Raw genomic sequence first — 24,544 nt, 5'->3', positions numbered from 1 at the left:
AGAAGGAAATACATATGAAGAAAAAATACGTAAGCAGATTACTGGCAGGATGCCTTACAGTTACCATGCTGACACCGACCGGGGCACTGGCAAGTGTTCCGCAGCCGGTAGTGACACAGGAAGCATCCCAGGAGGCCGGGCAGGAGAACGAAACAGAAAACAAAGAACAGACAGAGGAATATGCAGCAGAGGGTGCGGCAGAGGTACAGACAGACGAAACCGAAGCAGCAGAAAACAGAACAGCTGCAGATAAGAGCAGAGAACAGACAGAACCGCAGACGGCACAGACCGGCGAACAGGCAGAACCGCAGACGACACAGACCGGTGAACAGGCGGCTTCAGAGGCAGAACCTCAGGCACAGGTACAGCCACGGGCTGTAGTGGATGTCAATCAGTGGATCCGGAATGGAAACCGCTGGTGGTACCGTCATGCAGACGGAAGCTATACCACCAATGGATGGGAAGTGATCAACGGAGCCTGGTATTACTTTGACGGAGCCGGCTGGATGGTAACCGGCTGGTTAAAACGCCCGAGCGGCTGGTATTATCTGACAGGAAGCGGAGCGATGGCAACGGGCTGGATCCAGCTGGGAAGTACCTGGTATTATCTGAATGAAAGTGGAACGATGCTGGCAGATACCTGGATCGGAAACAATTATGTAGACGGAAGCGGAGCCTGGATCCCGGGGAAAGTAAAAGCACAGGCCGGCTGGATACAGAGCGGAAACCGCTGGTGGTACCGTCATGCAGACGGAAGCTATACCACCAATGGATGGGAAGTGATCAACGGAGCCTGGTATTACTTTGACGGAGCCGGCTGGATGGTAACCGGCTGGGTAAAACTGTCCGGAACCTGGTATTATCTGACGGGAAGCGGAGCGATGGCAACGGGCTGGATCCAGACCGGTGGAACCTGGTATTACATGAACACCAGTGGAGCGATGGTAACCGATACCTGGATCGGAAACAATTATGTAGACGGAAGCGGAGCCTGGATCCCGGGGAAAGTAAAAGCACAGGCCGGCTGGATACAGAGCGGAAGCCGCTGGTGGTATCGTCATGCAGACGGAAGCTATACCAGAAATAACTGGGAAATGATCAACGGAAGCTGGTATTATTTTGACGGAGCCGGCTGGATGGTAACCGGCTGGCTGAAGCTTGGAAACAACTGGTACTATCTGAATCCGGGTAATGGAGCTATGGTAACCGGCTGGTTACAGCTGGGAAGCACCTGGTATTACATGAATGGAAGCGGAGCCATGGAGACAGACACCTGGATCGGAAACAGCTATGTGGATGCCAATGGTGTATGGGATCAGTCAAAAACAAAGGCGCAGGCTTACTGGGTACTGAACGGAGACCGCTGGATGCTGGTACAGGAAGATGGCACCTATGCAAAGAAATGCTGGAAGACTGTAGGCGGAAAAGAATACTACTTAGACGAGAATGGTTATATGGTAACCGGTTGGCTGAAGCAGGGAAGCACCTGGTATTATCTGAAACCGACCGCAAAGAACAGTGCAGAAAAAGTAGGTGAGAAAGCCTATAATTACTGGGTGGGAACAGCCGGGATCGGTGGTTATTACATTGATAAATACGGCAGAATGGTAGCCGGTAAAGATTACAGCCTCGGAAGTTATGTCTATACATTCGATGTCAACGGACTATGCACGAACCGGGAAAACCGTTATCTTCAGGTGACTGATGCGAATGGAAGAAAATACAATGTGGAAAAGAAAACATATCTTTCCGATCCTCAGGTGGGTGTGGATGTAACAGAGGACGAGTTCCTTGCGGCAGCTGTCTATGCAGAGTCGGCAAACCAGGGACTTACCGGTATGACAGGTGTCGCGATGGTTATGTTAAACCGTATGCGGACCAATAAGACCAGCTCGGCTCCATATCCATCAGAAGCGAAAAATATGATTTATCAGGCAACACAGTTTGAAGTGGCAAGAGACGGAGCACTGACAAAAAGTCTGAATCTCATCGTGAGCGGCAAAGGCGGTACAGCGATGGAAAATGCAAAAAAAGCTGTTGCGAACGCCAGAGCAATCTGTGATGCTTACGATAATAACAAGACCGATGAGCTGAGCGATGAAGTGAAAGGTATACTGGAAGAACTGAAGGTTCCGGAAGGTCATACTATGCTGGAATATCTGGGATTTATGACACCAAAAGCATTTGAGAATGCGAATCTGGATCCGGAAAAAACATATGCATTTACCTATAAGAATACGACATTCTACAGCACCTGGATCAAAAAATCCTGATACTATCCATCATTGACAGCCTACAGGAAAGAGTTTATAATATTGTCGTGAAAAATTTATCACATACAGTTGCAGGAAAACAGGTGAAATTCCTGTACAAGTCCGTTACCGTTAAAGTCGGAGTACTCTCTGTATGGTGAGGACTGTAAACATTTGCGGCAACCGAAGGATTACAGAATAGAAATGAGCAGGAAAACCGTTGTCTTTTTGACAACGGTTTTTTACTTTACAGGAAACTGCTTTCCTGCAAAGTAAAAAACGCTCCGCGAGGATGCGCACTGCGGTGTATAAGGTAGATGTCGCAAGCGACCGCGCAGGCGCGAGAATGTGCCAAGACACATTCTTTGTTCATGTATGCAGGCAACAAGATAAAGCAATAAGTAAACTGTGATTGGAAAAAATAATATGGATAAAAAAACACACCGCACCGGTCTGGAAGGATATTATGCGGTAGATGAAAAAAACAGAAAACTTCGTTACGGTTATACAACTGGTTCCTGTGCGGCAGCTGCGGCGCAGGCGGCAACGCGGATGCTGCTGACCGGAGAAAAAGTGGAAGAGGTGGCTTTACAGACACCAAAAGGAATTTTACTGCATCTGCTGATCGAGGAGATTTCCATGGATGAGGGAAGGGTGCGCTGTGCCGTGCAGAAGGATGGCGGTGATGATCCGGATGTAACGACGGGAATCTATGTATATGCAAATGTTTCCCGCAGGGATGCACCACAGATTACTCTGGACGGAGGGATCGGCGTAGGAAGAGTGACCAGACCGGGTCTGTGGCAGGCAGTTGGCGAGGCGGCGATCAACAAAGTTCCAAGGCAGATGATCCTTGAAAATGTAGAGCAGGTCTGTAAAGAATATCACTACACCGGAGGCCTGGATGTGCAGATTGAGATTCCGGCAGGAGTGGAGCTTGCAAAAAAGACGTTTAATCCACGTCTGGGTATCGAAGGCGGAATCTCTGTTCTTGGAACAAGTGGCATCGTGATTCCGATGAGTGAGACAGCACTGGTGGCCAGTTTGCGGCTGGAGATGAAGATGCTGGTGGAAGGCGGCGGGTCTTATCTGGTGATTACACCGGGAAATTACGGTCAGGCTTTTTCAAAAGAACAGACAAGACTGGATCTTACCTATTCGATGAAATGTAGCAATTATGTGGGGGAGACCCTGGATATGGCAAGAGAGCTGGGAGTAAAGGGTATCTTGTTTATCTCCCATATCGGCAAATTTGTGAAAGTAGCCGGCGGAATCATGAATACCCATTCCCGCCAGGCAGACAGTCGAAGCGAACTGATGGCAGCGAATGCGATCCGCGCCGGCGCAGATCTAGAGACAGCAAAAGAGATTCTTGATACGATCACCACGGAGCAGAGTGTGGAGATTTTAAAACGAAAGGGTTATCTGGAAGCTACGATGAAAGAAATCAGTGACCGGGTAGAATTCTATCTGAATAAAAGGGCAGGCGAACAGCTGGAAGTGGGAACTATCTTATTTTCCAATGTATATGGAAAGCTGGCAGAAACCTCGAAGGTTCCGGAACTCGCCCGAAAAATCATGAAGCAGGCAGAAAAAAAAGCACACGATCAATGTGCAGATAAAGAACAGAAACCAAATCAACAGAAAAACGAGGAGAAAAAACTATGAGTGGAATATTATATGGACTTGGAGTGGGACCGGGAGATCCGGAACTGCTGACACTGAAAGCCCTTCGTCTGATCCGCGAGAATCCTGTGATCGCAGTACCGGGCAACGATATAAAAGCCAGTGTCGCTTATCAGATCGTAAAAGGAGCATATCCAAAACTGGATGAAAAAGAACTGATTCCGGTGGCTATGCCGATGACAAAAGACAGGGCAGTACTGGAAGACAATCATAATAAGGCTGCAGATGCAGTGGAATCCTATCTGAAACAGGGAAAAAATGTGGTGTTTCTGACACTGGGAGATCCTACTATATATTCCACTTATCTGTATGTACATAAACGTATCCTGGAACGAGGTTATCAGGCTGAAATCGTGAGCGGGATCACTTCTTTCTGTGCAGTGGCGGCCCGTCTTAATATGGGTCTGGCGGAGATGGCAGAACCGCTCCATGTGATTCCGGCGACCTATAAAGCAGAAGAAATGGATGAGCTTTTAAAACTGCCTGGAACCAAAGTGCTGATGAAAAGCGGCAAACGCCTGAAAAAAGTAAGAGACAGCATTTTAAGAAGCGGACAGAATGCCGTAATGATTGAAAACTGCGGCATGCCGGAGGAAAAAATCTATGCATCGGCCAAAGAGATACCGGAAGAAGCAGGATATTATACCCTTCTGGTCGTAAAAGATAAAAAATAAGAGTGCCTGACGCCAGGGACAAGAGAGGAGAAAACATATGGTACATTTCGTAGGAGCAGGTTCCGGTGCACCGGATCTGATCACACTGAGAGGAAAAAGATTTCTGGAAGAAGCAGACGTAGTGATCTATGCAGGCTCACTGGTCAATCCACAGCTTCTTGAATACACGAAAGAAAACTGTGAGATCTATAATAGTGCGAAGATGACACTGGAAGAAGTTCTGGATGTGATCTTTGCAGCGGAAGAAAAGGGGCTGACAACGGTACGTCTCCATACCGGAGATCCTTCTTTGTATGGTGCGATCCGGGAGCAGATGGATGTTCTGGAAGAAAAAAATATTGCATTTGATTATTGCCCGGGTGTCAGCAGCTTCTGTGGTGCGGCATCCGCGCTGAACCTGGAATACACACTGCCGGATGTATCACAGAGCGTGATCATAACCCGAATGGAAGGAAGAACTCCGGTACCGGAAAAAGAGAGCATCCAGTCCTTTGCGGCCCATCAGGCAACGATGGTTGTCTTTTTAAGTACAGGCATGTTAGAAGAACTGAGCAGAAGACTGATCGAGGGTGGTTACACCGCCGATACGCCGGCAGCGATTGTATACAAAGCGACCTGGGAAGATCAGAAAACATTCGTCTGTACAGTAGGAACGCTGGCACAGACAGCAAAAGAAAACAATATTACAAAGACCGCACTGATGATCATCGGTGATGTGGTGGCTCACAGCCACTATGACCGGTCAGAACTGTATAATCCGGCATTCACCACAGAGTTTCGGGAAGCAACAAAATAAGATGAAAAAGACAGGAATCATCGCATTCACAGAACATGGCTGTGTCCTTGGAGAAAAACTTCTGAGAGATCTGCAAAAGCAGAATCAGGAGGTGTATGGCTTTGTGAAAAGTAAATATGTAGAGCTTCCTGAAAAACATCCTTTTCGGAAACTGAAAGGGACCCTGAGAGAATGGGCAGAAGAATGGATTCCCCGACTGGACGGAATCATCTTTTTCAGTGCCACCGGGATCGCTGTGAGAACCATCGCTCCTTTCGTGGTAAGTAAGAAAACAGACCCGGCGGTTGTGGTGATCGATGAACAGGGCAGCTATGCGATCTCTCTTCTCTCCGGTCATCTCGGCGGAGCAAACGAACTGACGGAATTCGCTGCAGAAAGCATCGGAGCGCAACCCGTGATCACCACAGGGACAGACGTAAACCACACTTTTGCGGTGGATGTCTTTGCCCGGAAAAACAATCTGGTGATTTCTGATATGGAGCTGGCAAAAGAGATGGCGGCGTTGCTGATCCGGGGGAAAACTATTGTCTGGGGAGCCGGAGAAGGATTCGTCTTTCCGAAAGAACAGACCATTCCGGAACAGCTGCGATTCCGGAAGACGGAAAGCCCGGATGGGAAACATGGAACTTTATGGTTTGCAATCCCGCAAAGTGACAGAGAACAGGAAGAAGCCCTGGGAACAGAGCAGACTCGGATGCTTCATCTGTATCCGAAAAATGTATATCTCGGGGTGGGCTGCAGGAAAAACACACCGGAAGAAAAGATCGAAACACAGATTCAGAAGTATCTGTCAGAACATGGAATAGCTGCAGAACAGATTATCCTGGCAGCCAGCATCGATCTGAAAAAAGAAGAGCCGGGACTGCTGGCGTTCTGTGAAAAATATCACCTTCCTTTTGTGACTTATCGTGGAGAAGAACTTGAAAAAGCAAAAGGTACCTTTACGCCATCTGCATTTGTCAGCAAGATCACCGGTGTGGACAATGTATGCGAACGAAGTGCCAGCCTTGCCTGCGATGGCGGAACATTTATCATGAGAAAACAGGCCGCAGAGGGAGTGACCGCTGCGTGTACAATAAAGAAATGGAGTGTGAGCTTTGAATAAATTATATGTAATCGGTATCGGACCGGGAGAATACGAACAGATGACACTGAAGGCAATTCATGCAATGGAAAAAAGTGAGGTAATTATCGGCTATACAGTATATGTAGATCTGGTAAAAGAACATTTTCCGGGGAAAGAATTCCTGACCACTCCCATGAAAAAAGAGGTGGATCGTTGTGTGATGGCTTTTGAAGAAGCAAAAAAGGGAAAAGTAGTTTCCATGATCTGCAGCGGAGATGCCGGTGTGTACGGTATGTCCGGACTGATGTATGAGGTCGGTGTCAACTATCCGGAAGTAGAACTGGAGATTATTCCCGGTGTAACAGCAGCGACCGGCGGTGCGGCAGTACTGGGTGCTCCGCTGATCCACGATTTCTGTCTGATCAGTCTGAGTGATCTGCTGACACCATGGGAGAAGATTGAAGCACGTCTGCTGGCAGCTGCAGAGGCTGATTTCGTTGTGTGTCTGTATAACCCGTCCAGCAGGAAGCGAAGCGATTATCTGCAGAAAGCCTGCGATCTGATGATGCAGTACAAGAGCCCGGAAACCGTATGCGGTATCGTAAGCTACATCGGAAGAGACGGGGAACATTATGAAGTGATGGATCTGAAAACCCTGCGGGATACGAAGGTAGACATGTTTACGACCGTATGGGTGGGCAATTCACAGACCAAAGAGATTAACGGTAAGATGGTAACACCGAGGGGATATCGAAATGTATAAAGTTCTGCTGTTCGGCGGTACGGTGGAAGGACGCACCGTGGCCGAATATTTGAATGAAAATAAAATACCTTCCATGGTATGTGTCGCTACGGAATACGGAGAAAGTCTGTTGCCGCAGGGTGAATATCTGGAATTATCCCACGAACGTCTGGATGAAAAGCAGATGGAAGAGCGGATGTTACAGATGGAGAACGGGCTGGTCATCGATGCGACTCATCCGTATGCCCAGGTAGTGACGGAAAATATTGAGACCGCCTGCGAACGTACCGGAACTGCCTACCTGCGGGTGGTGCGTCAGGAAAGCCGGCGTCTTGAAGAAGAAGAAACCATTACATATGTAAAAAGCATCCGGGAAGCGGTGGAATATCTGGAAAAAACCAGTGGAAATATTCTGGTTACCACCGGGAGCAAAGAACTGTCTGCCTATACGGCACTGACCGATTATCAGGAAAGAATCTATGCCAGAGTGCTTTCTCTGGTGGAAGTTGTCTCTTCCTGCGCAAAACTTGGTATCGAAGGGAAACATCTGCTGTGCATGCAGGGACCTTTTTCCCGGGAAATGAATATCGCACTGATCCATCAGTTTGATATCGCATGGATGGTAAGTAAAGAATCGGGAAGAGCCGGAGGATTCCTGGAAAAATATCAGGCGGCAAAAGAAACCGGCTGCCGGATGATTGTCATCGGACGACCGAAGGAAGAACAGGGCATGGAACTGGAGAGATGTATCGAGTATCTGGACCGCCGGTTTCTCCCGAAAGAAAATGTTGCAAATGATGCAAAAATCGAAATTGTCAATACTGATACAGAAAATGTAGAAAATATAGAGAATCCCGGCAGCGGGCAGGAAAAGGTTGCGCAGGAACCTGTCATGCAGGAAGCAGCAACTAAAAATACAGAAGCGGTAACCGAAGGAGAAGAAACTGAGGATATCCTTCGGGGGCAAAAGGTTTCTCTTGTGGGAATCGGTATGGGAACTGCAGATACTCTGACACAGGAAGGAAAACAGGCACTGGAGTGTGCGGATCTTCTGATCGGAGCAGCACGGATGGTGGAACATATCCGGAAACCGGGCCAGGAAGTCTGGACCGGATACAAACCGGAAGAAATCTGTGCCTATATTGCGGCTCATCCGGAGCACAGAAACGTGGCGATTGCCCTCTCAGGGGACGTCGGATTCTACAGCGGAGCCAAAAAACTCCTGGAGACACTGCACCGGGAACTGCCGATGGTACAGAAAAAAGTGTACTGTGGCATATCTTCTATGATTTATTTCTGCGCAAAACTGGAAACACCGTGGGAAGATGTTCATCCGGTCAGTCTTCATGGAAGAGAGTGCAATCTGCCCGGACTTCTGCGTATATACGGAAAGATTTTTGCTATTGTGGGAACGACAGACGGCATCGCAAAATTGTGTCAGAAGCTGCAGCGCTACGGCATGGGTGATGTGCGGGTAGAGGTAGGCGAACGGCTTTCCTACCCGGAAGAAAAGATCACCCGGGGATATGCCTGGCAGCTGACAGAACTTGAGACGGACAGTCTCAGTGTCGTGTTATTTACCAGAGAGGGAAAAGAAGCCATCGTGACACACGGGATCCCGGATGAAGCATTTATCCGGGGAAAAGTGCCGATGACGAAAGAGGAAGTGCGAGGCATCTCCCTGTCAAAATTACAGCTGACACGGAATTCGATTGTTTACGATGTGGGAGCCGGAACCGGTTCTGTATCCGTAGAGATGGCTATGCAGGCGGTAGAAGGCCGGGTATATGCGATCGAGAAAAAACCGGAGGCTGTGGAACTGTTATATAAAAACAAAGAAAAGTTTGCAGCAGATAATCTTGAGATTGTCGAAGGACTGGCACCGGAAGCCTGCGTGGATCTGCCAGTACCGACCCATGCTTTTATCGGAGGCTCCTCCGGTAACATGAAAGACATCCTTAAACTGCTGCTTTCAAAGAATCCCGGGATCCGTGTGGTGATCAACTGCATCGCTCTCGAATCCGTGGGAGAGGCCATGAACTGTCTGAATGTTTTGCCATTTGAGCAGGTGGATATCGCACAGGTGCAGGTAGCAAAAGGCAAAAAAGCGGGATCTTATCATCTGATGATGGGACAGAATCCGGTCTATGTGATCTCCTGCCGGGGAAAGGAAGAAACAGATGAATAACAAACGCAAAGTGCCGCGAATCCTTCTCGGGGGCAGCCGCGAGCGGAAGCGGAAAGACACTGCTCACCTGCGGACTGCTGCAGGCATTAAAAAACAGAAACCTGCAGATTGCTTCTTTCAAGTGTGGACCGGATTATATTGACCCGATGTTTCACAGCCGTGTGATCGGAACAAAAAGCAGGAACCTGGACAGCTTTTTTGCGAAGGAAGATACCCTGCGGTATCTTCTGGAGAAAAATGCAAGAGACTGTGAGATTTCTGTGATTGAAGGCGTGATGGGTTACTATGACGGACTTGCGGGGATCTCTCCGAAAGCCAGTGCCTATGATGTGGCAAGAATCACAAACACACCCGCGGTGCTAATCGTAAATGCAAAGGGAATGAGTCTGTCTGCGGCAGCTTTTGTCAAGGGCTTTATGGAATACAGAGAAGACAGTCAGATCCGTGGTGTGATTCTGAATCAGATATCCCCAATGATGTATCCGCGGTTAAAGCAGATCATCGAAGAAACCCTGCCGGTGAAAGTGTACGGGTATGTTCCGGTGGTGAAGGACTGCGTGCTGGAAAGCCGTCATCTGGGTCTGGTGATGCCGGAAGAAATCGCAGATTTGCATGATAAACTGATGAAACTGGCAGAGATCCTGGAAAGATCCGTGGATATTGACGGACTTCTGGAACTGGCAGATGGTGCAGAGGAACTTCCTGTTCAGGAACCACTGACCGGCTATCATACAAAAAGAAGCGTAAGGATCGCTCTGGCGAAGGATGAAGCGTTCTGCTTTTTCTATCAGGACAATCTGGAGCTTCTGGAGGAAATGGGTGCGCAGCTGATTCCCTTTTCTCCCATTCATGATGAAAAACTCCCGGAAAATATAGACGGAATGCTTTTTCATGGCGGATATCCGGAGCTGTATGCAAAAGCACTGAGTGAGAATAAAAAAATGCTTACTTCTGTCCGTGAAGCGGTACAGGCAGGTATTCCCTATATGGCAGAATGCGGTGGTTTTATGTATCTGCATCAGGAGATGGAGGACATGGAAGGACACAGCTGGCCAATGGCCGGGGTTATTCCCGGCAAATCCTGGCGTACGCCCCGGCTTACCAGATTCGGTTATATTACCCTGGAAGACGGAACGTGTTTCGGGAAGAATGTGGGAGGAATCCGGGCCCATGAATTTCATTATTTTGATTCGGATAACTGTGGGGAAAGCTATACGGCCAGGAAACCACTGAGCAGTCGGTCATGGAACTGTATACACAGTGACAGACAGGGAATGAGCGGATTTCCGCATATGTATTATTACAGCAATCTGCAGGTGCCGGAACAGTTCTTACGCACCTGTGAGGAAAGGAAGGCAGAAGTATGACGTTAGAGGAAACACTGGAGAAGATACATCCGGCAGATAAGACAGCCATGGAAGCGGCTCTGGCACACTGGAACAATATTGCCATGCCGCTTCACAGTCTGGGACGGCTGCAGGATACGGTCGTTCGTATCGCCGGTATGACAGGGAATGCCAGAGTGGACCTGAAGAAAAAAGCTCTGGTGGTCATGTGCGCCGATAACGGTGTAGTGGAAGAAGGTGTGACACAGAGCGGGCAGGAAGTGACCAAAATCGTAGCCGAAAATTTTCTGAAAGAAAAGGCTACAGCAAGTATCCTCTGTAAAAAAGCAGGTGCAGATATCTTCCCGGTGGACATCGGGATTGCCACGGACAGCACGATTCTTCAGCATAAAGTGATGTACGGAACAAAAAATATGGCGAAAGAGCCTGCCATGACAAGAGAACAGGCTGTTCAGGCACTCGAAGTCGGCATCCATATGGTGGAAGAACTCAAAGAAAAAGGGTATGGAATCATAGCAACCGGTGAGATGGGAATCGGCAATACAACGACCAGCAGTGCAGTGACTGCCGTTTTACTGGAACAAGATCCGGCAAAGGTAACCGGACGCGGTGCAGGACTTTCCGGTACAGGACTGAAAAAGAAGATTTCTGTGATCAGAGATGCGATTGCCTTGCATAAACCGAAGAAAGAAGATCCGATCGATGTGCTCGCGAAAGTAGGCGGACTCGATATCGCCGGTATGGCAGGGGTATTCTTAGGCGGAGCAGCCTGTCGGATCCCGGTGGTTGCTGATGGATTCATCTCCTGTGTGGCCGCATTGTGTGCGATCCGGATCTGTCCGGCAGTGAAAGATTATGTAATTACATCACACAAATCAAAAGAACCGGCAACGATGATGATCCTGGAGGCGCTGGATATTCCGGTATTTTTAGACTGTGATATGTGTCTGGGTGAGGGAACCGGAGCGGTAACGATTTATCCGATCCTTGATATGGCGCTGGCGGTATATGGAGGCATGTGCACGTTTTCCGATAATCAGATGGAAAATTATGTGCCACTGGTGTAAGAAGAGAAAGAGAAGGAAATCAGAGATGTTTCATGTAGTAACAGGAGGAAGCGGCAGCGGAAAATCTGCATTTGCGGAACAGTGTATCCTGGATTGTCAGGGAAACAAAAGAATCTATATTGCGACGATGTACCCGTTTGATGAAGAAAGCCACCGGAGGATCGCGAGACATCGCGCCATGCGGGCAGAGAAAAAGTTTACGACGATTGAGCGTTATACGGATCTGGAGCATCTTACGATACCGCAGGGGGCAGATGTACTGCTGGAGTGCATGTCGAATCTGACGGCAAATGAGATCTATCAGGAAGGCGGAGCCGGGGACAATACTGTGAAGGCGATCCTGAATGGAATCCACCATCTGCTGGAGCAGGCAGGAAATCTGGTGGTAGTGACGAACGAGGTCTTTTCCGACGGCATCACCTACGATCCGGAGACAGAAAAATATCTGGAAAAACTTGGTGCGATCAACTGTCAGATGGCGCAGATCGCAGATACAGTCACAGAGGTTGTCTATGGAATTCCGGTTTTTCATAAAAAGACAGGCGAGGAGAGAAAAAATGAAGAAATTTTATCATAGTTTTCTGATTGCATTTTCCATGTATTCGAAAATCCCGATGCCCCAGTGTGAATGGAATGAAGAAAATATGGCATATGCCATGTGCTTTTTCCCATGGATCGGTGTTGCCATCGGCGGAGTAACCTGGCTGTGGGGGATGTTCGGAACGTATCTTGGGCTTTCCTCAGCCTTTTATACTGTGATCCTGACATTGATCCCATGGTTTCTTACCGGAGGGATCCACCTGGACGGATTGTTGGATACGGCAGATGCGATGAGTTCATGGCAGGAACGTGAGCGCCGGCTGGAGATCCTGAAGGATTCTAATTCCGGAGCATTTGCGGTGATTACCTGTGTGGTTTACTTTATGTTTTATTATGGTGTATACAGCCAGATCAGTGCCCGCGCCCTGGCGATGATCCCCTTTACATTTTGTCTGTCCCGGACATTAAGCGGGCTGGCGATCGTGACATTTCCGAAGGCAAAAAAGACCGGATCGGTTTCTGCTATGGCACGCGGGGCGAAGGATAGGCAGGTAAAAGCCACGATGTGTGTGTATCTGCTGATACTGCTGGCCGGGATGCTGCTGGTGGACTGGAAACTGGGTCTTCTGGTTTATGGAATAGCGATTCTGGTTTATACCCTTTATTATCGGAATGCGATGAAGTATTTCGGAGGAACGACCGGGGACCTGGCGGGGTGCTTTTTGTCGCTGTGTGAGGTGTTTATGGCTTGCGGGGCAGTGCTTGGTGCGCTTTGGCTTTAAACGATGAGCAATCGACCGAATCCACCACAACCTACCCAACAAACTTATCATTAAAAAGGAGAACCAACAATGATATTAATAATCGGCGGTGCTTACCAGGGCAAACAATCTTACGCATCAAAAACATACAACCTGACCGATCCCGACTGGAAAGACGGTCAGACCTGCACGATAGAAGATCTGAAAACAGCAAAAGCAGTCCATCATTTCCACTCCTTTATCCGCAGAGAACTGGACGAAGGAGGATCAGTCCGGGATCTTGCAGAAATAATATGGAAAGAAAATCCTGATCTGATCATTGTAACGGATGAAGTAGGCTACGGAATCGTCCCGATGGACGCGAAAGACCGGGAATGGAGAGAAGCATGCGGTCGGGTATGTACAAAACTTGCGGCACATGCAGCTCAGGTAGTGCGTGTCTGCTGTGGGATCGGAACACAGCTCAAGTGAGAAAAGGAGAAAACAGATGAGAATATATCTGATCCGGCATGGGAAAACACCCGGGAATCAGCTGAATCGCTATATCGGGATCACCGATGAACCGGTTCTGGAAGAGGATCAGGAACAGCTGAAAAAACAGAACTATCCGAAAGCAGAAAGACTTTTTGTAAGTCCCCTGCTTCGCTGCCGTCAGACAGCGGCCTGTATCTATCCGGGCCAGGAGCAGCAGGTGATTCAGAACCTGAGAGAGTGTGATTTCGGAAGATTCGAAAACAAAAACTGGAAGGAAATGACCGGTGATGCCGAGTATCAGGCGTGGGTGGACAGCAATGCAACCCTGCCCTTCCCGGGAGGGGAAGATCCACAGGAATTTCGGGACAGGGCCTGTCAGGGATTCCTGGAAGGATTGAAGCTCTGCGCGGAAGATGGAACAGAATCCGCTGCTTTTGTCGTCCATGGTGGCATTATCATGGCAGTGCTGGAACGATTCGCAGATAGAAAAAAAGCCTTTTATGAATGGCATGTGGGCAACGGAGAAGGATATGAAGCAGAAACAGATCCGGCCGCGTGGAGCGATGCGTCAGGACAGCAGCCGGTGCTGCGTGTGGTAAATCCGATACAAATGACAAAACAACAGTAGTGTAGATAATAAGAACAGAAATAGAAAAGGCGTTACTGCAAAAAAGCAGATGGCTACAGAAAGAGGAAGAAAAGATGAAGTGGACATTACTTGCAGTAGTACTGGGATTCCTTATGGATCTGTGTTTTGGGGATCCCAGATGGCTGTATCATCCGGTGCGTATCATCGGGCATGGGATTACATTTTTAGAGAGGATCCTGCGGAAGATATTTCCGAAAACAAAAACAGGAGAACGGATCGCCGGAGGATTGCTGGTGGTGGGAATCGTGGCGGCTTCGTCTTTTGTCCCATGGCTGATCCTGCATCTGGCGTATGGATTGCGCACCTGGCTTGGGGTGGCGCTGGAGAGCTTTATGTGCTACCAGCTGCTGGCGGCAAGATCCCTTCGTGACGAGAGTAAAAAAGTCTACGATGCGCTGCAGACCGGAGATATTGAAAAAAGCCGTTATGCTGTATCGATGATCGTGGGACGTGACACGCAGAATCTGACCGAAGAAGGTGTAACCAAAGCAGCAGTTGAAACCGTTGCAGAGAATACTTCCGACGGTATCATTGCCCCGCTGTTTTACATGATGATCGGCGGCGCAGTGCTGGGCTTTGCCTATAAAAGTGTGAATACCATGGACTCCATGGTGGGTTATGTGAACGACAGGTACCGGTATTTTGGAACAGCGGCGGCAAAACTGGATGATGTGTTGAATTATATTCCGGCAAGACTTTCCGCCTGGCTGATGATCGCAGGAGCCTGGCTGATCGGTATGGATGGAAAAAATGCAAAGAAAATCTATCTTCGCGACCGAAGAAAACACGCCAGCCCGAACTCTGCGCAGACAGAAGCTGTGATGGCCGGTGCACTGGATATCCAGTTGGCAGGAGATGCCTGGTATTTTGGAGAACTGCATAAAAAACCATATATCGGTGATCCGATCCGGAAAGTAGAGATTGAGGATATCATAAGATCTCACAAACTGATGTATGCAGGAACGGTACTGTCACTTGTGATATTTGGACTGGTGCGTGTTCTGGTCTGCGTATTTATATAAATATACCGTAACTGCGGTGATGGCATTTTGACATAAACATGCCAAAACGATTCGCAGAATGCTACCTACTGAATAGTTACAATTGTACCAATAAAAGAAAAAACAGATACAAAAAGGAGAAACAACGGACTCATGAAAGAATACATACATGGCGGAGATATCTACCGCCACCCGGATGTGCTGGATTATTCAGCGAATATCAATCCGCTTGGAACACCGCCCGGGGTCATCCGGGCGGCAAAAGACAGCATGGAACGGGTTTGCCATTATCCGGATGCCTGTCAGGAAAAGCTGAAGCAGGCGCTGGCGGAATATGAACAGGTTCCGGTGGAATGGCTGATCTGTGGAAACGGGGCGGCAGAACTGATCTTTGCACTGGTGCAGGCGGTAAAGCCGAAAAGAGCGCTGGTACTGGCACCTACCTTTGCAGAATATGCCCAGGCACTGGAAGCTGTGGGATGTGAGGTGAACAGAGAGATCCTGAAAAAAGAAGATGGATTTACTTTGCAGGACAGGATTCTGGACAGACTGCAAAAAGAAGATCTGCAAATGGTTTTTCTGTGTAACCCAAACAACCCGACCGGTATTCTGATGGATCCGAAACTTCTTCGAAAGATTGTAACCCTCTGCGAAAAACGACAGATCTATCTGGTGGTGGATGAATGTTTTCTTGATTTTGTTCCGGAACCGGAAGTACATACCTTAAAAGGTGAACTGAAAGGAAAGAAGTATCTGTTTCTTCTGAAAGCATTTACCAAACGATATGCGATGGCAGGATTACGACTGGGCTATGGAATTACGTCCGGCGAAACACTGATGACGCAGATCGAAGCTCAGCTGCAGCCGTGGAATGTATCCACACCGGCGCAGGAAGCCGGAACTGCGGCGCTGAGAGAGACAGCTTATGTGGAGAAGGCGAGAACACTGATCTTTCAGGAACGGCAATTCCTGCGGGAGGGACTGATGAAAATGGGATATCCGGTGCTGGACTCCCAGGCAAATTATCTGTTTTTTGAGGGAGAGCCTGATCTGTATGAAAAACTTCTGCAGGAAGGTGTGATGATCCGGGACTGCAGCAATTATCCAGGACTCTGGAAAGGATGTTACCGGATCGCAGTGAAGCTGCATACAGAAAACGAACAATTATTAGAAAAGATTCGGAAAGTGAGGAGATAAATCATGGCAAAAGCAATTATGATACAGGGAACCATGTCCAACGCAGGAAAGAGCCTGCTGGCAGCCGGACTGTGCCGGATCTTTAAACAGGATGGCTATCGGGTGGCACCGTTTAAATCACAGAATATGGCACTGAATTCCTTTATCACAGAAGAAGGACTGGAGATGGGACGGGCACAGGTGATGCAGGCGGAAGCGGCAGGCATCAGACCGTCTGTTCTGATGAATCCGATCCTGTTAAAGCCAACCAATGATGTGGGCAGCCAGGTGATCGTAAATGGTGAAGTCCTTGGAAATATGAGTGCACGGGATTATTTCGCATACAAAAAGAAATTGATTCCGGATATTATGAAGGCCTATGATACGCTGGCAGCAGAAAACGATATCATTGTCATTGAAGGCGCGGGAAGTCCGGCGGAGATTAACTTAAAGCAGGATGATATCGTCAATATGGGTATGGCAAAGCTTGCAAAAGCACCGGTGCTTCTGGTCGGAGATATCGACCGCGGCGGTGTATTTGCCCAGCTGATCGGTACGGTGATGCTTCTGGAAGATGAGGAAAAAGAGATGGTAAAGGGTCTGATCATCAACAAATTCCGAGGGGACAAAACCATTCTTGATCCCGGTGTGGAGATGCTGGAAGAACGAAGCGGCATCCCGGTAGTTGGCGTGGCACCGTACCTGCAGATCGAGGTGGAAGACGAAGACAGTCTGACGGAGCGGTTTGACAGTCAGCAGGAGGTGGGACAGATCGATATCGCAGTGATCCGGGTTCCGCGGATTTCTAACTTTACAGATTTTAATCCATTTGAAAATATTCCGGGTGTGTCTCTTCGATATGTAAAGCATATCCATGAACTGAAGCATCCGGATATGGTGATTCTCCCGGGAACAAAGAATACTATGGGAGACCTGCAGTGGATGCGGGAGAGCGGCATGGAGGCGGCAGTCCTCAAACTGGCAGCAGCAGGAACAGTGATCTTCGGTGTCTGCGGCGGCTACCAGATGTTAGGGGAAACACTTTCCGATCCGGACGGTGTGGAAGCGGGCGGAACCATGAAAGGGATGGGACTGCTTCCGATGGATACCGTATTTGCAGACGGAAAGACCAGAACCAGAGTCAGTGGTATATTCGGACAGGTAGAGGGCGAACTTTCCCAGCTTTCCGGCGTGGAGCTGGAAGGGTATGAGATTCATATGGGTGTGACGACTTTACATGAAGGGGCATCCCCGCTGACAACGATCCGGGATCATGCAAAGACCACAGAGGAAAAACAGGATGGTGCGTATACTTCCCGTGTCTATGGCACCTATGTTCACGGTGTATTTGACAAAGAAGGTGTGGCGGAGGCTGTGATCCGGGCACTGGGAAAAAAGAAGGGAATTGATACCTCAGAGATGAAAGGTGTGGATTTTCAGACATTCAAGGAGACACAGTACGATATTCTGGCAGCAGCGCTGCGGGAACATCTGGATATGAAGGCAATATATGAGATTCTGGAAGCAGGGGTATAAGTTATGAAAATAGAACTGGAAAATGTAAAACCAAGAGATATTGAACGCAGAAGCTTTGAGATCATCACGGAAGAACTGGGCGACCGGAAACTGGACCCGGACAAAGAACTGATCATCAAACGCTGTATCCATACAAGTGCAGACTTTGAATATGCGGACAGTCTGTGTTTTTCTGACAATGTTGTGGCAAAAGCCATGGATGCGATCCGCCAGGGTGCCTGTATCGTTACGGATACCCAGATGGGCAGATCCGGCGTCAACAAACGTGCCCTCGCCCGTTACGGCGGAGAGGTTTACTGCTTCATGTCCGACGAGGATGTGGCAGCCACAGCGAAGGCAAATGGAACCACAAGAGCCACCGCAAGCATGGATAAGGCAGCACAGCTGGACAAACCACTGATCTTTGCAATCGGTAACGCTCCGACTGCTCTGGTACGTCTCTACGAACTGATCGAAGAGGGAAAACTGAATCCGGCACTCATCATCGGTGTCCCGGTAGGATTCGTCAACGTGGTACAGTCCAAAGAACTGATCATGAAAGCGGATGTCCCATATATCGTGGCACGGGGAAGAAAAGGCGGAAGCAATATCGCAGCGTGCATTTGCAATGCGTTGCTGTATATGATCGATGATCGGAGAGATTAGACAATAACAGAAAAATACAGAAATGTGCTTGTATAAAATACCATATGTGTGAAAAAAATTATGCAAGGAAAGCACCCATGACAGGGTGAGGTAGCCTCCCGAGGTTATGCTACCGAAAATAAAAAAGCCTATCCTGTCTGAGCCACAGGATAGGCCGCGTCCTTAAGGACATAATTTAAAGCCTAAACTCGGAGCATCCACCATTGGAGTGGGTGCTTTCTGTTACATAACAAATCAATAATTGATCCAATGATTCAGTTTTGATTTAACTAAATATTATCACTTTGTATCAAAGAATTCAAGTGTTTTATACGTGAAAGATTGAAATAGAATATGATGAGGTTACTGGGCACAGAGTGAACAGTAACGATAGCGAGGACAGGCGATAAAGAATATGAAACAACAGCTACAAAGAAAAACAATAAACCAATTCCCATACGGCGAAGCCCACATGCACATTTTCATGAATGGCACAGACTATAAAAAAGCCGTAGCCGACCAGAATAATGGTGTCTGCGACCAGGTGATCCACGCGCATCTTGCGGAATACCGGAAGCACGGAATCACCTGGCTGCGGGAAGGCGGGGATATCTACGGAACATCAAAACGGACGATGGAACTGGCACCTGCCTATGGGATCACCTACCGGACACCGATCTTTGCCATTCACAAAAAGGGGCACTACGGAGCGATCGTGGGAAGAGGTTACGAAACCATGCAGGAGTACAGGAAATTGATCGGGGATCTGCGCCGGCAGGGCGGACACTTCGTGAAAATTATGATCTCCGGCATCATGGACTTTACTCATGGAGGCCTGACGGAACCTTCACTTGCCGACAGTGAGATCCGCGAACTGATCCATATTGCCCATGAAGAAGGTTTCCCCGTCATGGCACATACAAACGGCAGTCAGGCAGTCCGGGCAGCAGCTCTCGCAGGTGTGGACAGTATCGAACATGGAAACTTCTGCGGCGAAGATGCGCTTCAGGCACTTGCAGCTTCCGATGCTGTCTGGGTACCTACGATAGTAACAGTAAAAAATCTTCTCGGAGACGGACGGTTTCCGGAACAAGTAGTGAAAAACATCTGGGAAGGACAGAAAAAAGCATTATTCCGCGGGTATCAGCTCGGAGCAAAACTTGCTCTCGGAAGTGATGCCGGAGCCTATCGTGTCCTCCACGGTCAGGGACTTCTTGATGAATACCAGGCTTTTCGGGAGATTCTGGAAGAAGACTTCCCGGACTGGGAAAAGCGGATCCGGAACGGTGACCGGCTGATAAAAGAAAGATTTTCTTAGAGCGTGTCTGAAAAAGAACCCTACAGGCAGGAATTCCCGGTTGCAAAAAAATAAAAAGCTGTTATAATAAAGAAGATTTTAATTAGTATAAAAATGCACTCACACTGTATAGATATGCAGAAGGATGAATCAGCCGGAAAACTATATGCAGATTCGTGAGTACACAAGAATAACAGGAGGATAAGAGTATGAAAAAGGCAGTTGTATTTGCACTGACAGGTATTATGGCAGTATCCATGTTCGGATGCGGCAGCAAAAAACAGGTAGAGGTATCCAGTGTTGATGATCTGAAAGATCTGACCATCGGTGTGCAGACCGGTACTACCGGAGACAGCTATGCCAGCGATGCAGTAGCAAGTGATTCTCAGATGAAACGTTATAACAAAGGTGCGGATGCCATCCAGGCTCTGAAGACCGGTAAGATCGATGCGGTTGTGATCGACTCTCTGCCGGCTCAGAAGTTTGTAGATGCCAACGATGATCTGAAGATCGTAGAAAATATCTGGGAACCGGAAGAATATGCGATCTGTCTGAAAAAAGGAAATACAGAACTGACAGAGAAAATGAATGCGGCCATCAAGGAACTGAAAGAGGATGGCACTCTGGATAAGATCATGGCAAACTACATCGGTGATGACCAGGGAAGCTATCAGTACGAGACTCCGGAAGGAACCGAGTATACCAACGGTACTCTGACCATGGCTACCAACGCAGAATTCGAGCCATGGGAGTATAAAGAAGGAGATAATATCGTAGGAATCGATGCAGATATGGCGAAAGCAATCTGCGACAAGATGGGTTATGATCTGAAGATTGACGATATGGCATTCGAATCTATCCTGGCAGCAGTTTCCAGTGGTAAGGCTGAATTTGGTGCGGCTGGTATGACTGTGACAGATGAGAGAAAAGAGAGTGTTGATTTTACGGATACTTATGCGAATGCGTCTCAGGTTGTGATTGTTAGAAAATAAATGAGTGGATACCCGGGTGGGGTTCGCTTGATATTTCAATACTCCGACCCGCTCCCGCTCAGCTGACACTGGCAGCGGTACTAAGGCAGCAAAATACGCTGCCTAAGGACCGGCCGTGTCAGATGGTCTGCGTATTGAAATATCAAGCGAACCTTCGCAGGCGGGAGGTAAGAAAATATAGTTTCTGACAATTGGGGATGGCTTTTATATTAGTGAGGTTTAGTAAGGTGAAAGATAATCCCCGGGATATGAGAGATGAAGTGAAAAATATACGAAAAGACCTTGTAAAAGGAGTGTAAGGGAAACGATATGGGATCTTTAAGTCATTGGGTTCACAGGTATTTTGTGGATAATGGGGCTTCCAGTTGGTGGTTGACGGGTTTGCGGAATACGTTGCTGATTACGGTGCTGGCACTTTGTATTGGTGTGGTACTTGGGTTTACGGTGGCGATTATCCGGTCGACTTATGAGCAGACAGGGAAGCTGAAGGTGCTGAATGCGATTTGTAAGGTGTATCTGAGTGTTATCCGTGGTACGCCTACGATGGTTCAGGTGTTGATATTTAACTTTGTTATATTTGCTTCCATCTCGGTGAATGAAGTTATCGTTGGTGGTGTAGCATTTGGTATTAACTCCGGTGCGTATGTGGCGGAGATCGTGCGGTCGGGTATCATGTCCATTGATAAAGGACAGATGGAGGCCGGACGGAGTCTGGGCCTTAGTTCCGGACAGACGATGAAGCTGATCATTATGCCCCAGGCATTTAAAAATGTGTTGCCGGCACTGATCAATGAGATGATCGTGCTGCTGAAAGAGACATCTATCATCGGTTACATCGGTATGACGGATATCACGAAAGCAGCGACACTGGTACAGAGCCGTACATACGAAGCCTTTGTACCGTTGATCGCAGCTGCAGTATTTTACTGGGTGCTGGTAACGATTCTGACATACTTTATGGGTAAACTGGAGAGGAGGTTGAGAAAAAGTGACCGCAAATAAAGGAAAAGTTTTATTGCAGGTACAGGGACTGGAGAAAAAGTTTGATGATAATCAGGTTCTGGACGGTATCACCACAGATATCTGTCAGGGTGAAGTGGTAGCAGTCATCGGCCCATCCGGTTCCGGAAAATCTACCTTTCTTCGTTCTCTGAACCTTCTGGAAGTTCCAACCGGTGGCAAGATTCTTTTTGAAGGTGTGGATATTACAGATCCGAAGGTTGATATCAACCGCCACCGTCAGAAAATCGGTATGGTATTTCAGCAGTTCAATCTGTTTCCACATAAGACAGTAAAAGAGAATATCATGCTGGCTCCTGTGACACTGGGACTGATGAAAGAAGAGGAAGCTTCTGAGAAAGCAGAAGAACTCCTTGCCCGTGTGGGTCTTCCGGACAAAGCAGATGCTTACCCGGACAGCCTTTCCGGTGGACAGAAACAGCGTATCGCTATCGCACGTGCCATGGCGATGAATCCGGATGTGATGCTCTTTGATGAGCCGACTTCCGCGCTGGATCCGGAGATGGTCGGAGAAGTACTGGAGATCATGAAAGAACTGGCACAGACAGGAATGACCATGGTAGTTGTTACCCATGAGATGGGATTCGCCAGAGAAGTGGCCACCAGAGTAATTTTCATCGATGAAGGAAAGATCCAGGAAGAGAATACACCGGATGAATTCTTTGCACACCCGAAGAATCCGAGACTGCAGGAGTTCTTATCAAAAGTATTGTAACAGAAAAACAGGCAATGACCGGAAAAGGTCATTGCTTGTTTTACTTACAGGAAATTACTTTCATGTAAGTAAAACATTCCGCGAGGATACGCAAGGCACATTTTTGGTTCTCTATAGTTTGTACAAAAAAATAACAGATACAGAACTGAATATTTGTAAAACGACGAAAAATGGTAATTCATGTTAAAAAAATTACATTTATATTGAAAATGCACAAACCCAGTGTTATACTTTTGGATAGTATGATAAACAAGTGAAGAAAAAATAATGAGAGAACAAAAGTAAAGTTCTCGTTTTCTGAGGGGGAAACAGAAAGATGTACAAAAAAGGCTCGAAGGGCTGGTTAAAACACTTTGATTTCATTTTTCTGGATATGATCTGTCTTCAGATCGCATTCTTGCTTGCCTATGTGATCCGTCATGACAACGGCAGTCCCTACATAGTTCCACTATATCGGAACATGGCGATTTTTATGGAACTGCTGGATATCGTCGTGATGTTTTTCTATGAGACATTATCCAATGTTTTGAAACGGGGATATTTCAGGGAGTTTGCAGCGACGGTAAAGCATGTGCTCCTTGTGGAACTGTTCTCGGTGCTGTATTTGTTTACGATGCAGGAAGGTCAGGCGTACTCCAGAACCGTACTATATCTGACCGGTGTGATCTATGCGATTCTCACTTACATCGTCCGGATCATCTGGAAAAAAATTCTTCGAAGCAGAATGAGTGAAGGAAACCGTTCTCTGTTGGTCGTGACGACAAAAGATATGGCAGAGCAGGTCGTTCATAATATCCGGGAGAATAACTATGAACGCTTTGTTTTATCCGGTCTGGTAATTATCGATGATGATCTCTGCGGTACGAAAATCGCAGGCGTTCCGGTAGTAGCCAACGAAGAAAATGCAGCTGCTTATGTCTGCCGGGAGTGGATTGACGAGGTATTTGTCATTCCGGCAACCAATGTTCCCTATCCGTATGCTCTGATGGAACAGTTTACGGAAGCGGGTGTGACGGTACATCTGAACCTGGCGAAAGTTTCCGAGGCGATGGGTGGTAAAAAACAGCTGGTGGAAAAAGTCGGACCCTATACCGTACTGACAACCAGTATCAACTATGCATCCGCAAAACAGTTGTTTATGAAACGCGCGATCGATATCGCCGGTGGTCTGTTTGGCTGTCTGCTGACTTTGCTGATCACTTTGTTCGTGGGTTCTGCTATTTACCTGAAGTCCCCGGGTCCGATCTTCTTTTCCCAGGAGCGTGTCGGTAAAAACGGTAAGAAATTCAAAATGTACAAATTCCGCAGCATGTATATGGATGCAGAAGAACGGAAAGCCGAGCTGATGAAACAGAACCGTGTCAGCGACGGCATGATGTTCAAGCTGGACTTTGATCCCCGTGTCATCGGTAATGAAATCCTGCCGGACGGAACGAAGAAAACCGGTATCGGTAACTTCATCCGCGTAACCAGCCTGGATGAATTCCCACAGTTCTTTAATGTACTGAAAGGTGATATGAGCATCGTAGGAACCCGTCCACCGACACTGGACGAGTGGAATAAATATGAACTCCATCACAGAGCGAGACTTGCGATCAAACCGGGCATTACGGGTATGTGGCAGGTTAGCGGAAGAAGTGAGATCACCGATTTCGAAGAAGTTGTAAAACTGGATACAGAGTATATCAGTGAGTGGAATGTAGGAATGGACATTAAATTACTCTGGAAGACGGTGGTTTCGGTGATTAAGCGGGATGGGTCGATGTAAGAGAAAATGAAAAGAGAAGAGAAGAAGATGCAGTTTGTTCTTGTAGAAGAGAATAAACTGCACTGGAATATTAGTAGATAAGTTATAAATATAAAATAGAAATGAAACTGATTCATTAGAGGCAATATGTATTTTCTGTGAGTATCGTACGGATAACAGGCATGAGGAAACAGA

General features: G+C 47.8%; 22 protein-coding genes and 1 riboswitch. All 22 genes read left to right on the top strand.

Annotation, left to right across the window (positions count from 1 at the left end; all coding sequences use genetic code 11):
- Positions 1 to 14: 14 nt before the first annotated feature.
- The gene (locus tag FYJ57_RS08830) at positions 15 to 2,273 is read left to right on the top strand and encodes a cell wall hydrolase (RefSeq protein WP_154432377.1); all 2,259 of its coding nucleotides are present in this window, start codon (positions 15 to 17) and stop codon (positions 2,271 to 2,273) included.
- A gap of 63 nt (positions 2,274 to 2,336) precedes the next feature.
- Positions 2,337 to 2,408: riboswitch (adenosylcobalamin-variant (AdoCbl-variant) riboswitch) on the top strand.
- A 270-nt stretch (positions 2,409 to 2,678) separates the two neighbouring features.
- On the top strand, positions 2,679 to 3,920 hold the full coding sequence (cbiD, locus tag FYJ57_RS08825; protein ID WP_118634058.1) for a cobalt-precorrin-5B (C(1))-methyltransferase CbiD: 1,242 nt from the start codon (positions 2,679 to 2,681) through the stop codon (positions 3,918 to 3,920).
- The gene (gene cobI, locus FYJ57_RS08820) at positions 3,917 to 4,612 is read left to right on the top strand and encodes a precorrin-2 C(20)-methyltransferase (protein WP_118567653.1); all 696 of its coding nucleotides are present in this window, start codon (positions 3,917 to 3,919) and stop codon (positions 4,610 to 4,612) included. Before cbiD ends, cobI begins: the two co-directional genes overlap by 4 nt.
- A gap of 37 nt (positions 4,613 to 4,649) precedes the next feature.
- Positions 4,650 to 5,408, top strand: coding sequence for a precorrin-4 C(11)-methyltransferase (gene cobM / locus FYJ57_RS08815; protein ID WP_106492220.1), 759 nt, complete (start codon positions 4,650 to 4,652; stop codon positions 5,406 to 5,408).
- Position 5,409: 1 nt separating this feature from the next.
- Positions 5,410 to 6,513 (top strand): cobalt-precorrin 5A hydrolase, encoded by a 1,104-nt coding sequence (locus FYJ57_RS08810; protein ID WP_205839941.1) that lies wholly within the window; start codon positions 5,410 to 5,412, stop codon positions 6,511 to 6,513.
- Complete coding sequence (gene cobJ, locus FYJ57_RS08805) at positions 6,506 to 7,237, top strand: precorrin-3B C(17)-methyltransferase (RefSeq protein WP_022170886.1); 732 nt, start codon at positions 6,506 to 6,508, stop codon at positions 7,235 to 7,237. The genes FYJ57_RS08810 and cobJ overlap by 8 nt, the downstream gene beginning before the upstream one ends.
- Positions 7,230 to 9,404, top strand: coding sequence for a precorrin-6A reductase (gene cobK / locus FYJ57_RS08800; protein WP_154432375.1), 2,175 nt, complete (start codon positions 7,230 to 7,232; stop codon positions 9,402 to 9,404). Before cobJ ends, cobK begins: the two co-directional genes overlap by 8 nt.
- Positions 9,401 to 10,771 carry a cobyrinic acid a,c-diamide synthase CobB gene (locus FYJ57_RS08795; protein WP_328597455.1) on the top strand — a complete coding sequence of 457 codons (1,371 nt, stop codon included), beginning with the start codon at positions 9,401 to 9,403 and terminating at the stop codon, positions 10,769 to 10,771. The genes cobK and FYJ57_RS08795 overlap by 4 nt, the downstream gene beginning before the upstream one ends.
- Positions 10,768 to 11,817 (top strand): nicotinate-nucleotide--dimethylbenzimidazole phosphoribosyltransferase, encoded by a 1,050-nt coding sequence (gene cobT, locus FYJ57_RS08790; protein WP_154432373.1) that lies wholly within the window; start codon positions 10,768 to 10,770, stop codon positions 11,815 to 11,817. Before FYJ57_RS08795 ends, cobT begins: the two co-directional genes overlap by 4 nt.
- Positions 11,818 to 11,842: 25 nt before the next feature.
- The gene (locus FYJ57_RS08785) at positions 11,843 to 12,394 is read left to right on the top strand and encodes a bifunctional adenosylcobinamide kinase/adenosylcobinamide-phosphate guanylyltransferase (RefSeq protein ID WP_154432372.1); all 552 of its coding nucleotides are present in this window, start codon (positions 11,843 to 11,845) and stop codon (positions 12,392 to 12,394) included.
- Positions 12,375 to 13,139 (top strand): adenosylcobinamide-GDP ribazoletransferase, encoded by a 765-nt coding sequence (locus FYJ57_RS08780; protein ID WP_154432371.1) that lies wholly within the window; start codon positions 12,375 to 12,377, stop codon positions 13,137 to 13,139. The genes FYJ57_RS08785 and FYJ57_RS08780 overlap by 20 nt, the downstream gene beginning before the upstream one ends.
- Before the next feature lie 69 nt (positions 13,140 to 13,208).
- Positions 13,209 to 13,589: a bifunctional adenosylcobinamide kinase/adenosylcobinamide-phosphate guanylyltransferase gene (locus FYJ57_RS08775; RefSeq protein WP_022172888.1), complete on the top strand. Its 381-nt coding sequence runs from the start codon at positions 13,209 to 13,211 to the stop codon at positions 13,587 to 13,589.
- Positions 13,590 to 13,605: 16 nt separating this feature from the next.
- Positions 13,606 to 14,220 (top strand): histidine phosphatase family protein, encoded by a 615-nt coding sequence (locus tag FYJ57_RS08770; RefSeq protein WP_154432370.1) that lies wholly within the window; start codon positions 13,606 to 13,608, stop codon positions 14,218 to 14,220.
- Positions 14,221 to 14,294: 74 nt separating this feature from the next.
- Positions 14,295 to 15,263: an adenosylcobinamide-phosphate synthase CbiB gene (gene cbiB / locus FYJ57_RS08765; RefSeq protein WP_154432369.1), complete on the top strand. Its 969-nt coding sequence runs from the start codon at positions 14,295 to 14,297 to the stop codon at positions 15,261 to 15,263.
- A 132-nt stretch (positions 15,264 to 15,395) separates the two neighbouring features.
- Complete coding sequence (gene cobD / locus FYJ57_RS08760) at positions 15,396 to 16,439, top strand: threonine-phosphate decarboxylase CobD (RefSeq protein ID WP_154432368.1); 1,044 nt, start codon at positions 15,396 to 15,398, stop codon at positions 16,437 to 16,439.
- Between the two features lie 3 nt (positions 16,440 to 16,442).
- Entirely contained in the window at positions 16,443 to 17,954 is a 1,512-nt protein-coding gene (locus tag FYJ57_RS08755; protein WP_106492210.1) for a cobyric acid synthase, read from the top strand.
- A gap of 3 nt (positions 17,955 to 17,957) precedes the next feature.
- Positions 17,958 to 18,599: a precorrin-8X methylmutase gene (locus tag FYJ57_RS08750; RefSeq protein WP_154432367.1), complete on the top strand. Its 642-nt coding sequence runs from the start codon at positions 17,958 to 17,960 to the stop codon at positions 18,597 to 18,599.
- Positions 18,600 to 18,993: 394 nt separating this feature from the next.
- A complete protein-coding gene (locus tag FYJ57_RS08745) occupies positions 18,994 to 19,896 on the top strand; it encodes an amidohydrolase family protein (protein ID WP_154432366.1) in 903 nt (300 codons plus the stop codon).
- A 188-nt stretch (positions 19,897 to 20,084) separates the two neighbouring features.
- Positions 20,085 to 20,867, top strand: coding sequence for a transporter substrate-binding domain-containing protein (locus tag FYJ57_RS08740; RefSeq protein ID WP_022172881.1), 783 nt, complete (start codon positions 20,085 to 20,087; stop codon positions 20,865 to 20,867).
- A 309-nt stretch (positions 20,868 to 21,176) separates the two neighbouring features.
- On the top strand, positions 21,177 to 21,869 hold the full coding sequence (locus FYJ57_RS08735; RefSeq protein ID WP_154432365.1) for an amino acid ABC transporter permease: 693 nt from the start codon (positions 21,177 to 21,179) through the stop codon (positions 21,867 to 21,869).
- Complete coding sequence (locus FYJ57_RS08730; RefSeq protein WP_022172879.1) at positions 21,856 to 22,602, top strand: amino acid ABC transporter ATP-binding protein; 747 nt, start codon at positions 21,856 to 21,858, stop codon at positions 22,600 to 22,602. Before FYJ57_RS08735 ends, FYJ57_RS08730 begins: the two co-directional genes overlap by 14 nt.
- 316 nt (positions 22,603 to 22,918) lie before the next feature.
- Positions 22,919 to 24,370, top strand: coding sequence for a sugar transferase (locus FYJ57_RS08725; RefSeq protein WP_154432364.1), 1,452 nt, complete (start codon positions 22,919 to 22,921; stop codon positions 24,368 to 24,370).
- The last annotated feature ends 174 nt before the right edge of the window (positions 24,371 to 24,544 follow it).

The sequence above is a fragment of the Oliverpabstia intestinalis genome (genome assembly GCF_009696065.1).
GTDB classification, from domain to species: Bacteria; Bacillota; Clostridia; order Lachnospirales; family Lachnospiraceae; genus Oliverpabstia; species Oliverpabstia intestinalis.
Note: the sequence above shows the minus strand (reverse complement) of the source record. Positions and strands in the feature narration are given on the sequence as shown.